This window comes from Brevundimonas sp. SPF441 (genome assembly GCF_009661015.1).
GTDB classification, from domain to species: Bacteria; Pseudomonadota; Alphaproteobacteria; order Caulobacterales; family Caulobacteraceae; genus Brevundimonas; species Brevundimonas vesicularis.
This window is the reverse complement of record NZ_WJWX01000026.1, coordinates 21,208-34,150: the sequence shown is the minus strand read 5'-3', so window position 1 is coordinate 34,150 and position 12,943 is coordinate 21,208. Positions and strand designations below refer to the sequence as shown.

Below are 12,943 nucleotides of genomic sequence, written 5' to 3'. Positions count from 1 at the left end.
CTGCGCTCACCACAGAGGAGGCCGCGCACCCAAGGCAAAGCGCACCAAATGCACTCACTTTCTGATCGGCGCCCCGCCGTCCAATCAGACGAATTAGACACTTTAGACGGTGTTTTTGTCCCCGACCGTCTCAACCCATCGGGTCGGGCGTCAGATCGACCCCGGCCAGCTTCCAGGTGAAGGGCGTCCGGCGTTCCATGATCAGCACCAGCGCATCGTCCGGCCGGTCGTCGCGCGTCAGAGTGACGGCGAAGGTGTTCAGCCCGCGATAGGCCCAGGACTGGCGGATCTTGTCCTTGTCCACCGCCGGCGTGTCGTCGGCGGGCACGGGCCGTTCCGGCTCGGGCGTCTCGCCGGAGCGGACCATGGCGGCGATGCCCTGCGGCGTGACGAAGTTATCGACCGCCCCCTCGACCAGCGACGGGGCCAGCAGCATGCCCAGCGCCGCCAGGCCGGTGTCGCCCTTGGTCCGGTTGCGGATTTCCAGGGCTGCGCGGGCGTTCAGCTCGCTCTTCAGGCTGGTGCGGAACGCCGGGAAGTCCACCTGCCGCTCCAGCCCGGCCGCATCCCCTGTCCGCGCGGCCCGCACCAGCGCCTGGGCGGCGATGAAGGGCGAAACGAACAGGGCGACGACCACGCCGATGACGACGGCGATCAGGGCTCCGGTGATGATCTTGCGGCTCATGTCGTCTCCTTGGAAAGCCAACGCAGGCTGGGCGGCGTCGGTTGCCGGGTTTATCGCGGGGTGACGGTGACGGCCGGCGCCGTCCCGTCGGGCAGGCCGATGTGAACCAGCTTCCACTCGAACGGCCCGCGCCGTTCGAAGGTGAACAGGGTGCGCGACCCGCCCTGATCCGTCACCGCCATCCGCGCCCGGTTGACGCTCCAGTAGGCGGGGCCGGGCCAGGGCTTGCGGCTGCGCTCCGAGGCCGGCGCTATCCCCGCTGAGGTGCGCTGGCTGGCGTAGCGGCCCTCGCCCTTCAGCAGGGCGGTGAGGGCGGCGGGCGTCAGATAGGCGTCCACGTCCGGCTGGCGCAGGATCGGGTTCTGCTGGATCTGACGCCGGAAGGCGCCGATGGGGTCTTCCAGGAAGGACGGCGCGGGCGCCATCGCCTCGGGCCGTCCCGCCAGCTGCGGCCGCAACGATTGGCGCACGGCGTTGAAGTCGATCAGCCGCGCCAGCCCCGCCACGTCGTTCGCCTCGGCCGCCGACCGAATGGCGAAGAAGGCCACTGCGGGCGCCGCGAAGAAGGACAGCACCGCCACGACCACCGCCGCCAGCACCAGGTTTCCGAACAGCCGCTTCACGAACGCATCCTCATTACCACCGATCATGCACGCCCCGGCCCTTCGCACAACGAAAAGCCCCGCCGGAGCGATCCGACGGGGCTCATCTTGTTTGTCCTACCTCGCTTCGCGCTGCTTGAGGACGTCTCCTCCCCCATCGGGGGAGGGGGACCGCGAAGCGGTGGAGGGGGCCGGACGCCTCGTGGCGTTCCAGCTCCCCTTATCCTCAGCCCACGTCGGGCAGAGCGGTCTTCAGGTTCTCGGCCACCTTGTCGAGGAAGCCCTCGGTGGTCAGCCAGCCCTGTTGGTCGCCAACCAGCAGCGCCAGGTCCTTGGTCATGAAGCCGGCCTCGACGGTGTCCACGACCACCTTCTCCAGCGTGTCGGCGAACTGGTCCAGGGCGGCGTTGCCGTCCAGCTTGGCGCGGTGCTTGAAGCCGCGCGTCCAGGCGAAGATCGAGGCGATCGAGTTGGTCGAGGTGGCCTCGCCCTTCTGATGCTGGCGATAGTGGCGGGTCACGGTGCCGTGGGCGGCTTCCGTCTCCAGCACCTTGCCGTCCGGCGTCATCAGAACCGAGGTCATCAGGCCCAACGAGCCGAAGCCCTGCGCCACGACGTCGGACTGCACGTCGCCGTCATAGTTCTTGCACGCCCAGACGAAGCCGCCCGACCACTTCATCGCGGCCGCGACCATGTCGTCGATCAGGCGGTGCTCATAGGTCAGGCCGCGCGCCTTGAACTCGGCGGCGTAGTGCTCGTCGAACACTTCCTGGAACAGGTCCTTGAAGCGGCCGTCATAGGCTTTCAGGATCGTGTTCTTGGTCGACAGATAGACCGGGTAGTTGCGCTGCAGGCCATAGGCGAAGCTGGCGTGGGCGAACTCGCGGATCGAGGCGTCCTGGTTGTACATGGCCATGGCCACGCCTGCGCCCGGGGCCTTGTAGACCTCGTGCTCGATCACTTCGCCGTCCTCGCCGACGAACTTGATCGTCAGGGTGCCGGGGCCGGGCATCAGGAAGTCGGTGGCCTTGTACTGGTCGCCGAAAGCGTGACGGCCGACGACGATCGGCTGGGTCCAGCCGGGCACCAGGCGCGGCACGTTCGAGCAGATGATCGGCTCGCGGAAAACCACGCCGCCCAGGATGTTGCGGATGGTGCCGTTCGGCGACTTCCACATCTTCTTCAGGCCGAACTCCTGCACGCGGGCTTCGTCCGGGGTGATGGTGGCGCACTTCACGCCGACGCCGTGCTTCTGGATCGCGTGGGCCGCGTCGATCGTCACCTGGTCGTCGGTGGCGTCGCGGTGCTCCATGCCCAGGTCGTAGTAGTCCAGCTCGAGATCCAGGAACGGGAAGACCAGCTTGTCCTTGATCATCTGCCAGATGATGCGGGTCATTTCGTCGCCGTCGATGTCGACGATGGGGTTTTCGACCTTGATCTTGGCCATGCGTGCGGTCCGTCTGTGACTGTGGGGAAGGGAATGTCGTCGCGGCGGTATAGCGAGGCCGCGCGCCCGCGCAAACCCCGCCGCCCGTCGTCGCCGCCCGGAATAACGCAGATCGTTCCTGAACCCTTTGGCCAGCCCGGACTTCTCTTGGGCCCAGCAACAGAGACGGACGGCAGGATGACGGAAGAAGAGCGCCAGCTGGTGGATCGTTGGATCGTCACCTTCTGCGAGGCGCCGCCCGTGATCGACGCGGAACTGATGCGCAGGCTGATCGCTGAACAGGAAGCGACACAGCAGGAGTCATCGTCATGTCAGAAAAGACGTTCAAGGCCGGCGACAAGGTGAAGTGGGACCACAGCCAGGGCGCCACGACCGGCAAGGTGGTCAAGAAGGTCACTTCGGAAACCAAGATCAAGGGCCACAAGGTTGCGGCTTCCAAGGACAATCCGGAGTATATCGTCGAGAGCGCCAAGACCGGCGCTCGCGCGGCGCACAAGCCGTCGGAGTTGAAGAAGGCATGACCCCGAAAGGCCTGTGGCGCGGCGTCGCCCTTTCGGCCCTTGTCCTGTCTGCGCTGTCCATCGCCGGATGCGGAGACAAGGATGCGGCCAAGACGCCTGCCGCGACCAAGGCCGCCCATCCTGCTGCGCCCGCCGCCGCCGCGCCGGTGCTGCAGATCCGCCCTGAAACCAAGACCTTCCGGGACTGGAGCGCCACCTGCGGTAACGAAGGGACCTGCTGGGCCTTCGGCTTCGCGCCCGAGTTCGCCGCCGGCTGGGTCCGCATCACCCTGGCGCCCGGTCCGGACGCCCAGCCGCAACTCCTCTTCGGCTATTGGCCCGACGGCGACGCCAAGGGCGCCGGCCCCCTCAGCCTGACCATCGACGGCCGCGCCTATCCGGCTGTGCGCGGCGAGGCGAGCGACGCCGAGGCGCCCGTCGGTGAGATCCGCGACGGCGCCCGCACTACCCTCGACGCCCTGGCCCAAGGCAAGGTCATGATCATTCGCGGCGCCTCGACCCAGGAGGTCTCGCTGCACGGCGCCGCCGCCGCCCTGTTGTGGATCGACGAGAAGCAGGGACGTCTGAATACGCCCACCGCCCTGATCCGACGCGGCGACCGCCCGGCCGCCCTTGTGCCGATCGCGCCGTCGCTGCCGACGGTGACGCTCGCTCCGGCCGTCGATCAGGCCGGTTTCGGCGATCAGAACCAGCGCCTGCCCGCCGCGCTGCGCGCCCGCACCGAGGTCGGCGACTGCCTCAAGGAGTCGGCCATGCCGGCCGTCAGCGACATGGTCATGTCCGCCCGGCTGGACGCCCGCACCGAGCTGTGGGCCGTGCCCTGCGGATCGGGCGCCTATAACGTCACCCACAACTGGTATCTGACAGGACCGGGCGGTCGCGACCCCCGGCCCGCAATCCTCGCCGGATCGGAAGGTCCGGGCTCCGATCCCGTCATGCCGGACAACGCGACCGTCAACGGCGCCTATGATCCCAAGACCCGCACCCTGTCGGCCTTCGCCAAGGCGCGGGGCATCGGGGATTGCGGCGCGGCGCAGACCTGGGCCTGGACGGGACAGGGCTTCACCCTGACGCAGGAAAGCATCATGGGCGAATGCGCCGGCGTGCCGTCCGACCTTTGGCCTGTCACTTGGCGCACGCGGTGACCGATCCGGAGGTTCTGATCATCGGCGCAGGCCCGGCCGGCCTGACGGCGGCGACCTATCTGGGCCGCTTTCGGCGGCGGACCCTGGTGGTGGATGGCGGCGCGCCCCGCGCCTGCTGGATCCCGCTCAGCCACAATATGCCGGGCTTTCCGGCCGGCATCACCGGCGCCGACATCCTGAAGCGGATGCGCGAACAGGCCGAGGAATATGGCGCGGTCGTCGAACCGGGTCGCGTCCAGCGCCTGAGCCACGACGGCGACGGCTTTGTCGCTGAGATGGATGGCCGCGTCGTTCGCGCCCGCGCCGTCCTGCTGGCGACCGGGGTCGTCGATCACCATCCGGATCTGCCCGGCGTCGAAGCGGCGGTGCAAAAGGCGCTGGTCCGCATCTGTCCCATCTGCGACGGCTATGAGGCGACCGACAAGGCTGTCGCCATCATCGGCCAAAGCGACAAGGGCGCGCGCGAGGCCGCCTTCATGCGCACCTATTCCGACCGTGTGACCCTGATTCATATCGGCGCGCCCGACGCGCTCAGCCGGCGTGACGAACTGGAACGGCTGGGCGTCGAACTGATCCTGGCGCCGCTAGATGCGATCGACATCGAGAACGATCGCGTGACGGCCCTGAGCTACGCCGGCCAGAGCCGCGCGTTCGACCTGGTCTATTCGGCGTTGGGCACATCGCCGAACGCCGAACTGGCCGAGGGGCTGGAGGCGCGTCTGGCCGACGACGGCCGGTTGGAGGTCAATCTGCATCAGGCCACGAGCGTGCCGGGCCTCTATGCCGCCGGCGACGTCGTGCGCGGCCTCAACCAGATCGCCGTCGCGACCGCCGAAGCCGCCGTCGCCGCTACCGACATCCACAACCGCCTGCGTCAGGCCGACGGCCTGACCGTCGCCGACTGAGCGCCGGAACTAGGCCTGGGTCGCGACCCAGCCGTCGACGATCCGTTCCAGCACCGACAGGGGCACGCCGCCGGCGGCGAGCGCCGTGTCGTGGAAGCCCTTGATGTCGAACTTGCGCCCCAGGATCGTCTTAGCCTTTTCGCGCAGGCGAACCCATTCGTTGTGACCGACCTTGTACGCGCAGGCCTGGCCCGGCCAGCCGCAATAGCGTTCGACCTCGGACGTCGCCGCGCCTTCCTGATCGCCATAGGCCTCCATCATGTAGCGGATGCCCTCTTCGCGGCTCCAGCCCTTGGAATGGATGCCGGTGTCGACGACCAGGCGCGCGGCGCGGAACATCAACGATTGCAGGTAGCCGATCTGACCGACCGGATCGTTCTCATAGGCGCCCAGTTCGTCGGCCAGCTGTTCGGCATATAGCCCCCAGCCCTCGACGTAGGACGAGAAGCCCAGCAGGTTCATCAGCAGCGGCGCCGACTCGCTCTCCTGCTGCAGGCTGATCTGCAGATGGTGGCCCGGTGTCGCCTCATGATAGGTCAAGGTCGGCAGGGTCCAGGACGGCCATTCCGCCGTGTCCTTCAGATTGATCCAGTAGATGCCGGGTCGCGTCCCATCCAGGCTGGGCGAGTTGTAATAGCCCATCGGCGCGCCGGCCTCGATCTCGGGCGGGACGCGCTTGATCTCGACCTTGGCCTTGGGCAGGCGGCCGAAGGCGTTGGGCAGCCGGGCCTGCATGTCGGCCATCTGGGCGTTCAGCTTGGCGATCAGCTCGGCCTTGCCGGCGTCGGTGTTGGCGTAGACGTATTTGGGATCGTCCCCCAGTGCCTTGATCCGTTCGGCGACCGAGCCTTGCGTCAGGCCTTGCGCCTTCAGCAGGACATCGGCGCGCGCCGTCAGATCCGCCATCTGTTCCAAGCCGGTGCGGTGGATCTCGTCGGCGGTCAGCCGGGTCGTGGTGATGTAGCGCAGGCTGTTGGCGTAATACTGCTCGCCCTGCGGCAGGCGGCGCACAGAGGCCTCGTGCACGGCGTTCGGCTGGGCCGCCTTCAGCACGGCGTTCTGGGCGGCCAGGGCCGGATAGACCCGCTCGGTCACAAGCCGTTCCACCTGCGCGCCCCAATCGCCGGTCAGGCCCTTGGCGCGGGCCCGATCCACGACCGACTGGGTCAGGGGCGAGGTCGCCGCAGGCGTCGCCAGGACGCCGTCCTGCTGGCGGATGGCCTTGGCCAGGATGAAGTCGGGCGGGATGACGCCCAGCGCATAGTCTTCCTTCAGCCGATCCGTCTCGGCCAGCAGCACGTCAGCGAAGACGTTGACGCGGGCGACATAGGCGTCGGCGTCGGTGGCCGTCTCGATCGTGTGCTGGTTGGCCAGGAAGTCGGGCGTGGACTGATAGGCGCCGCCCTGCTGGCTGACGCGGTACGGATTGGGCCAGCCGCCCTGGCCGTAAGGGATGTCGTAGGTGGCGATCACCCCGTCCAGATTCTGGGTCAGGCTGTCGTAGTAGTTGGCGTTGCGCGCATCGAGTTTGGAGCGGTCGATGCGGGACAGGTCGGCGCGTTGGCGACGGGTGAAGGCGCGCTGGTCGTCTTCCTCGGCGCGTGTCGGAACGGTCAGCTTCGACTTGGCGGCGGCGCGGTCGCCCTTGTCCAGGCCGAACATGGTGACGACCTCCGGACTCTTGTCCAGCGTCTGCTCGAACGTGGCGTCCATGAAGGTCTTCAGCTGGGCGGCGGCGTCGCCCTGAGACGCCCCGGCCTGACGCGCGAAGGCGGGGCCGCCCACGGCGACGAGACCGGCGCCCAGGGCGGCGGACTGAAGAAGACGACGACGATCGAACATGGAACGGCCCCTCGAAACTGGATGCGGCAATGGAAACCGCATGGGCCGAAGCGGCAAGTGAAATCGCGGACAGTCTGTGCGCCGGTCCAAAGAAAAAGGCCCGGCGGATCGCTCCGCCGGGCCTCATCAGTCTTGGATGCGAAGTCGCTTAGTCGCGACGACGACGTCCGCGATCGCCGCCGCGATCACCGTCGCGCTTGGGACGACCGCCGGTGTCTTCCGACAGCGGGGCCTCGCCGCGCTCGGCGCGCTCGGCGTTGATCTTGTCCGTCAGATCTTCGCCGGTTTCCTGATCGACGACCTTCATCGACAGCTTGGTTTTGCCGCGGTCGTCGAAGCCCAGGAACTTGACCTTGACCTCTTGGCCTTCCGACAGGACGTCGGCCGGGTTGGCGACCCGTTCCAGAGCGATCTGGGACACGTGGACCAGGCCGTCCTTGGCGCCGAAGAAGTTCACAAAGGCGCCGAAGTCGACGACCTTGACGACCTTGCCGGAGTAGATGGTGCCAACTTCCGGCTCCGAGGCGATGGACTGAATCCAGGCCTTGGCGGCGTCGATCTTCTCCTGGTCGTTGGCGGCGACCTTGATGGTGCCGTCATCGCCGATGTCGATCTTGGCGCCGGTCTTCTCGACGATCTCGCGGATGACCTTGCCGCCCGAACCGATGACTTCACGGATCTTGTCGACGGGGATCTTGACCGTTTCGATCTTGGGCGCGTGTTCACCCAGTTCGGCGCGCGGCGCATCCATGGCCTTGGACATCTCGTCCAGGATGTGCAGGCGACCGGCCGAAGCCTGCGTCAGGGCCTGCTTCATGATCTCTTTGGTGATGCCGGCGACCTTGATGTCCATCTGAAGGCTGGTGATGCCTTCCGACGTGCCGGCGACCTTGAAGTCCATGTCGCCCAGGTGGTCTTCGTCACCCAGGATGTCCGACAGGATGGCGAACTCGCCCGACGGCTCCAGGATCAGGCCCATGGCGATGCCCGAGACCGGACGGATCAGCGGCACGCCGGCGTCCATCAGGGCTAGCGACGAACCGCAGACCGTGGCCATCGAGGACGAGCCGTTCGACTCGGTGATCTCGGAGACCAGACGGATGGTGTAGGGGAAGTCTTCCTTGGTCGGCAGCATCGGACGGATCGCGCGCCAGGCCAGCTTGCCGTGACCGATTTCGCGACGGCCGGGCGAACCCATGCGGCCCGCTTCACCCACCGAATAGGGGGGGAAGTTGTAGTGCAGCAGGAAGTTCTCTTTGTAGGTGCCCTGCAGGCTGTCGATGTACTGCTCGTCCTCGCCGGTGCCGAGGGTGGCGACGACCAGGGCCTGGGTTTCCCCACGCGTGAACAGCGCCGAACCGTGGGTGCGCGGCAGGACGCCGACTTCCGACACGATGGCGCGGACCTTGTCGAGGGCGCGGCCGTCGACGCGGTGCGCGTTCTCGATGATGTCGCGACGCAGGACTTCGGCTTCGCACTCCTTGAAGGCGGCCGAGAACTTGGAACCGTCAACGCCGTCGGGGTTCTCGTCGGTCTTCACCAGCTTGGCGGCGGCGGCCTTCTTGGCGGCGTCGACACCCGAGCGGCGCTCGTATTTGCCGGCGTGGGTGTAGGCGCTCTTGATGTCTTCGCCGACCAGCGACTTGATCGAGGCGACGACGTCGGAGTGGTCTTCGGCCTGGAAGTCGAAGGGCTCCTTGGCGGCGTGTTCAGCCAGTTCGATGATGGCGTCGATCACCGGCTGCATGCCCGCATGCGCGAACATCAGGGCCTCGAGCATCTTCTCTTCCGACAGCTCCTTGGCTTCGGATTCGACCATCATCAGGGCGTCTTGCGTACCGGCGACCACCAGGTCGAGGTCCGAGGACGGGATCAGGTCGATGGCGGGGTTCAGCACCAGCTCGCCGTCGATCAGGCCGACGCGCGCGGCGCCGATGGGGCCCATGAAGGGCACGCCCGAGATGGTCAGGGCGGCCGAGGCGGCGACCATGCCCAGAACGTCGGGGTCGTTTTCCATGTCGTGCTGCAGCACGGTCACGACGACCTGGGTCTCGTTCTTGAAGCCCTTGACGAACAGCGGGCGGATCGGACGGTCGATCAGGCGGGAAACCAGGGTTTCCTTCTCGGACGGACGGCCTTCACGCTTGAAGTAGCCGCCCGGGATCTTGCCGGCGGCGAAGGTCTTTTCCTGATAGTTGACGGTCAGGGGGAAGAAATCCAGGCCGGGCTTGGGCGCGCGGCCATAGACGACGGTGGCCAGAACCACGGTCTCGCCGTAGGTCGCCAGTACGGCGCCGTCGGCCTGGCGGGCGATGCGGCCCGTTTCCAGGGTCAGCGGGCGGCCGGCCCAGTCGATCGTCTTGCGTTTGATGTCGAACATATTTCGTCTTTCGTATCCCGGACGGCGTATTCCGTGCGGGGTCCCATCATGGGGCGGATGCGTCGGCGTTCAGTCCTTCGATCCAGAGGCCGCCGCGCCATCGCGACGACCGGGAGAGGACCGTCATGGCCCTCGCAGCTGCGCCGGTAAGTCCTGCGGCGCACAGGTCGTATCTTGTAGTCGCGCTTCCCGGGCGGCCAACCGGCAGCCACTTGGCCTGGAAGCGCTTAGTTGCACAACGAGGCGCGGACGTGACCGCCCGCGCCTCGAAAGCGTATTCTACACTGTTCCGACGCCTTAGCGGCGCAGGCCCAGTTTGGAGATGAGCGCCTGGTAGCGACCGGCGTCGACCTTGTTCAGGTGGTCGAGCAGGCGGCGACGTTGCGACACCATCTTAAGAAGGCCACGACGCGAGTGGTTGTCCTTCTTGTGGGTCTTGAAGTGTTCGGTAAGGTTGGCGATGCGTTCCGACAGGATCGCGACCTGAACCTCGGCCGAGCCGGTGTCGCCAGCGGAGCGGGCGTTATCGGCGATGATCTCGTGCTTGCGTTCAGCAGTAACCGACATCGTAAGAGTCCTTTCTTGGCCTATCGCGCTTCGCGCTACTTGAGGCCGTGGGGTCTCGGCCCTTGCCGGATGGCGCGGGCCTAGAGGTTGAAAACGCGGTCGGGTTCTAGCCGACCGGCCCGCAACTGACAGAGGGCGACGAGGGTCTGGCCCTGAAAGGCTGAAACCGTGCGCGAACCGCCGGTAAGACGATCCTTGAGGGTTTCCACCTGACGGGGGAGCAGAACGATCGGGCGTCCCTGCCGAAGCGAGAAGGCGTCCTGTTCATTCACGGCCAGTTCCGGGATGTCGTCCAGAGCGGTCGCGACGGCAAGCAAGCCTTCCGAGGCGGCGCCCCTATGCACCATTTCCTCCAGAGAATCCAGAGTGACGGCGTTTTGCGTGCTGAACGGCCCCACGCGCTCGCGTCTCAGGGCGCTGACATGACCCTCGGCGCCCAGAACCGCAGCCAGATCGCGGGCCAGTGAGCGGACATAGACGCCCTTGCCGGTGCGGATGGTCAGTTCCACGTGGTCGGCGTCGGGCGCATCCGTCACCTCGGCCGAATGGATGGTGACGCGGCGAGCCTGAAGCTCGAACTCCACCCCGTCGCGGGCCAGGTCGTATGCGCGGGCGCCGTCCACCTTGATTGCGGAAAAGCGCGGCGGCGTCTGGTCGATCTCGCCGACGAAGGTGGGCAGGGCGGCCTTCACCTGATCGACCGTGGGTCGCACGTCGGAGCGGCCGATGATCTCGCCCTCGCGGTCCACGCTGTCGGTCGAGACGCCCCAGTTGATGGTGAAGCGATAGACCTTCTGCGCCTCCATCATCATCGGCACGGTCTTGGTCGCCTCGCCGAGCGCGATGGGCAGGATGCCGCTGGCCAGCGGGTCGAGCGTTCCGGCGTGACCGGCCTTCTGGGCGTTGAACAGGCGACGGATACGGCTGACGGCCTCGGTCGATCCCATCTCGAACGGCTTGTCCAGGCAGACCCAACCGTCGACGATGTCGCCCTTCTTCTTGCGGCCCATTATGCTTGGCCTACCGCGCTTCGCGCTACTTGAGGCCGGAGGATCACTGATCGTCCTCGTCGTCGCGGCGCTCCAGGTCAGCGCGCACGCGGGGGTCGTCGAACAGGCGGTCGATGTGGCTGGCGGCGTCGAAGCTTTCGTCGTGGCGGAACTTCAGGTCGGGCGTGAACTTCATGTCCAGGCGACGGCCCAGCTGGCCGCGCACGAATTTGGCGTGGACGTTCAGCGCCTTGATGATCTCGCTCTCATGGCCATTGGTCGGCGCGGCCTCGACGCCGGCGCCGAGAGGCTCGACGAAACAGGTGGCGTGTTTCAGGTCCGGCGACAGGCGCACTTCGGTCACGGTGATGGACACCCCGGCCAGGGCCTCGTCGCGGATATCCTCCTCGCGCAGGATGTCGACCAGGGCGTGACGGATCAGCTCGCCGGCGCGCAGCTGGCGCTGGCTGGGTCCGGCGGGGCCGGAGGCGTTGCGGGTGTGTTGCTTGTGGGCCATCGGCCTCTCCTTCTTGTTCGCCCGCTGGGGATCGGACCCGGCTGGATAGGCGAAAGTCGGGCGGTCTAGGCCCGCAGCGGGGGTCTGTCCAGTTTTCGCGCCCGTTCGGCGGCCCGAACCGAGCGCATCACCTCGCCCGAGATGATGGCCGGAACAGGCCGGATCGCCACGCCACCGGCGTTCAGGACGCCGGCCGTCCAGTGATTGCACAGATGCAGGATGGAGAAGGTCTCGCGGCTGGCGAAGAAGCGCGCTTCGTCGCCGGCACGCATGGCTGCGATGTGCGGCCGGCCGTTCGACAGATCCAGCGAGGCCTCGACCCGCGCGGCCAGACGCTCGAAGCGGACGCGGCTCAGGGTCAGAGCGGCGCTGTCTTCGCCATAGGTCAGGCGTGGATCGTCGCGTCGAGGGGCCAGCATCAGCACCGATCGATTGCCGGGATGCAGGAAGGCGCGCGCCCCGTCGGGCAAGCGATCCGAAATCGGCCGCTGATCGACGTAGAATTTCGCATCGCCCCATCCGATCAGGATCCAGTCGCTAGGCGCCAAGGATTGGACTGCAAGCGCCAGAGGACCGCCGCGGCGCTCCAGCGCGGCGCGCGGGACGGCGATATCGGTGTGAAAGCCGTTGTCGAGCACCTGAATGACGACAGGGTCTGTCGCCGTCCCATCCGTCGCGCCCGGCCGGGTCCAGGTCAGAAGCGCGGCGACCAGTCCGGCCAACGCCGCGAGCACCAGACCACGGATCATCGGCTGAGGTCCAAGACGGCGCACAGGCGGTTGTCGGCCAGTAGGGCCCCCGGCGGCGGCCCCTGTCGCACCGGCATCAGGACGAAGCCGTCGCGCCGCACGGCCAGCGCCAGCCATCCGACGGGATGACCGGCGCACAGCCGCGTGTCGTCGTCAGCCGTGACACGCCGCACCTCGATCTGGGCCGTCGGCGGCACGGCCATGGCGTCGGTGAACCTCTTGGAGACGCTGGCCTGCTGATCCGCCTGAACCAGCCGATGCGGCGACGAGGTCAGGCGGCCGCCCGTGGTCGTGCTCAGCGCGCCGCCGTCCACGTCGAGCGCCATGTCGGACTTGGCCGCGACGTAGCGGCCGGACAGCACGACTTCCCCGACCTCGACCTGTCCGGACACGCGAGGTCTGGCAGAGGCGTCGATCGGCGCGATCAGGCGATTCAGAGCCGGTTCGACCACCAGTGCGCCGAGCATGAACAGAGCAAAGGCGCCCGCGCCGACCGCCGCGATCCATTTCAGCGATGGGGCGCCGGATGGCGGGGCGGTCGCGCTCATGCGGCCAATCTAGGGGAACAGGGGTTGAGGAATGGTCACCCGCCCC

13 protein-coding genes are annotated in these 12,943 nt (G+C 67.2%); 3 read left to right on the top strand and 10 right to left on the bottom strand.

The window, feature by feature from the left end; genetic code table 11:
* Positions 1–130: 130 nt before the first annotated feature.
* From GGC30_RS13565 to GGC30_RS13555, 3 genes are all read right to left on the bottom strand, one after another.
* A complete protein-coding gene (locus tag GGC30_RS13565) occupies positions 131–685 on the bottom strand; it encodes a DUF2939 domain-containing protein (protein ID WP_017506657.1) in 555 nt (184 codons plus the stop codon).
* Positions 686–735: 50 nt separating this feature from the next.
* Positions 736–1,308, bottom strand: a complete 573-nt coding sequence (locus GGC30_RS13560) for a DUF2939 domain-containing protein (RefSeq protein ID WP_370451998.1) — start codon at positions 1,306–1,308, stop codon at positions 736–738.
* Between the two features lie 205 nt (positions 1,309–1,513).
* Positions 1,514–2,734: an NADP-dependent isocitrate dehydrogenase gene (locus tag GGC30_RS13555; RefSeq protein WP_039246750.1), complete on the bottom strand. Its 1,221-nt coding sequence runs from the start codon at positions 2,732–2,734 to the stop codon at positions 1,514–1,516.
* A 308-nt stretch (positions 2,735–3,042) separates the two neighbouring features.
* On the opposite strand from GGC30_RS13555, the gene GGC30_RS13550 reads away from it, so the two are divergent.
* Genes GGC30_RS13550 through GGC30_RS13540 form a run of 3 tightly spaced genes read left to right on the top strand, consistent with a single transcriptional unit; the run spans position 3,043 to position 5,305 of the window.
* The gene (locus tag GGC30_RS13550; protein WP_066627295.1) at positions 3,043–3,255 is read left to right on the top strand and encodes a DUF2945 domain-containing protein; all 213 of its coding nucleotides are present in this window, start codon (positions 3,043–3,045) and stop codon (positions 3,253–3,255) included.
* Positions 3,252–4,400 carry a DUF1176 domain-containing protein gene (locus tag GGC30_RS13545; RefSeq protein ID WP_153925242.1) on the top strand — a complete coding sequence of 383 codons (1,149 nt, stop codon included), beginning with the start codon at positions 3,252–3,254 and terminating at the stop codon, positions 4,398–4,400. The genes GGC30_RS13550 and GGC30_RS13545 overlap by 4 nt, the downstream gene beginning before the upstream one ends.
* On the top strand, positions 4,397–5,305 hold the full coding sequence (locus tag GGC30_RS13540) for an NAD(P)/FAD-dependent oxidoreductase (protein ID WP_370451996.1): 909 nt from the start codon (positions 4,397–4,399) through the stop codon (positions 5,303–5,305). Before GGC30_RS13545 ends, GGC30_RS13540 begins: the two co-directional genes overlap by 4 nt.
* Positions 5,306–5,314: 9 nt before the next feature.
* Here the strand turns inward: GGC30_RS13540 and GGC30_RS13535 are convergent, their stop codons facing one another.
* From GGC30_RS13535 to GGC30_RS13505, 7 genes are all read right to left on the bottom strand, one after another.
* Positions 5,315–7,147 carry a DUF885 family protein gene (locus GGC30_RS13535; protein ID WP_153925236.1) on the bottom strand — a complete coding sequence of 611 codons (1,833 nt, stop codon included), beginning with the start codon at positions 7,145–7,147 and terminating at the stop codon, positions 5,315–5,317.
* Between the two features lie 148 nt (positions 7,148–7,295).
* Positions 7,296–9,527 carry a polyribonucleotide nucleotidyltransferase gene (gene pnp / locus GGC30_RS13530; protein WP_153925233.1) on the bottom strand — a complete coding sequence of 744 codons (2,232 nt, stop codon included), beginning with the start codon at positions 9,525–9,527 and terminating at the stop codon, positions 7,296–7,298.
* A gap of 297 nt (positions 9,528–9,824) precedes the next feature.
* Positions 9,825–10,094 carry a 30S ribosomal protein S15 gene (rpsO, locus tag GGC30_RS13525; RefSeq protein WP_017506665.1) on the bottom strand — a complete coding sequence of 90 codons (270 nt, stop codon included), beginning with the start codon at positions 10,092–10,094 and terminating at the stop codon, positions 9,825–9,827.
* Between the two features lie 80 nt (positions 10,095–10,174).
* Positions 10,175–11,104, bottom strand: coding sequence for a tRNA pseudouridine(55) synthase TruB (gene truB, locus GGC30_RS13520; RefSeq protein ID WP_153925230.1), 930 nt, complete (start codon positions 11,102–11,104; stop codon positions 10,175–10,177).
* Between the two features lie 43 nt (positions 11,105–11,147).
* Complete coding sequence (gene rbfA, locus GGC30_RS13515; protein WP_091752041.1) at positions 11,148–11,600, bottom strand: 30S ribosome-binding factor RbfA; 453 nt, start codon at positions 11,598–11,600, stop codon at positions 11,148–11,150.
* Between the two features lie 65 nt (positions 11,601–11,665).
* Entirely contained in the window at positions 11,666–12,349 is a 684-nt protein-coding gene (locus GGC30_RS13510) for a DUF2459 domain-containing protein (protein ID WP_153925227.1), read from the bottom strand.
* On the bottom strand, positions 12,346–12,897 hold the full coding sequence (locus GGC30_RS13505) for a hypothetical protein (RefSeq protein WP_153925224.1): 552 nt from the start codon (positions 12,895–12,897) through the stop codon (positions 12,346–12,348). Before GGC30_RS13505 ends, GGC30_RS13510 begins: the two co-directional genes overlap by 4 nt.
* Positions 12,898–12,943: the final 46 nt, after the last annotated feature.

Bases quoted from the DNA above. Each gene is read 5' to 3' on its own strand.
- GGC30_RS13535 (WP_153925236.1), bottom strand. From the start codon at position 7,147: ATGTTCGATCGTCGTCGTCTTCTTCAGTCCGCCGCCCTGGGCGCCGGT.
- GGC30_RS13505 (WP_153925224.1), bottom strand. From the start codon at position 12,897: ATGAGCGCGACCGCCCCGCCATCCGGCGCCCCATCGCTGAAATGGATC.
- rbfA (WP_091752041.1), bottom strand. From the start codon at position 11,600: ATGGCCCACAAGCAACACACCCGCAACGCCTCCGGCCCCGCCGGACCC.
- GGC30_RS13510 (WP_153925227.1), bottom strand. From the start codon at position 12,349: ATGATCCGTGGTCTGGTGCTCGCGGCGTTGGCCGGACTGGTCGCCGCG.
- pnp (WP_153925233.1), bottom strand. From the start codon at position 9,527: ATGTTCGACATCAAACGCAAGACGATCGACTGGGCCGGCCGCCCGCTG.
- GGC30_RS13555 (WP_039246750.1), bottom strand. From the start codon at position 2,734: ATGGCCAAGATCAAGGTCGAAAACCCCATCGTCGACATCGACGGCGAC.
- GGC30_RS13550 (WP_066627295.1), top strand. From the start codon at position 3,043: ATGTCAGAAAAGACGTTCAAGGCCGGCGACAAGGTGAAGTGGGACCAC.
- GGC30_RS13545 (WP_153925242.1), top strand. From the start codon at position 3,252: ATGACCCCGAAAGGCCTGTGGCGCGGCGTCGCCCTTTCGGCCCTTGTC.
- truB (WP_153925230.1), bottom strand. From the start codon at position 11,104: ATGGGCCGCAAGAAGAAGGGCGACATCGTCGACGGTTGGGTCTGCCTG.
- rpsO (WP_017506665.1), bottom strand. From the start codon at position 10,094: ATGTCGGTTACTGCTGAACGCAAGCACGAGATCATCGCCGATAACGCC.
- GGC30_RS13565 (WP_017506657.1), bottom strand. From the start codon at position 685: ATGAGCCGCAAGATCATCACCGGAGCCCTGATCGCCGTCGTCATCGGC.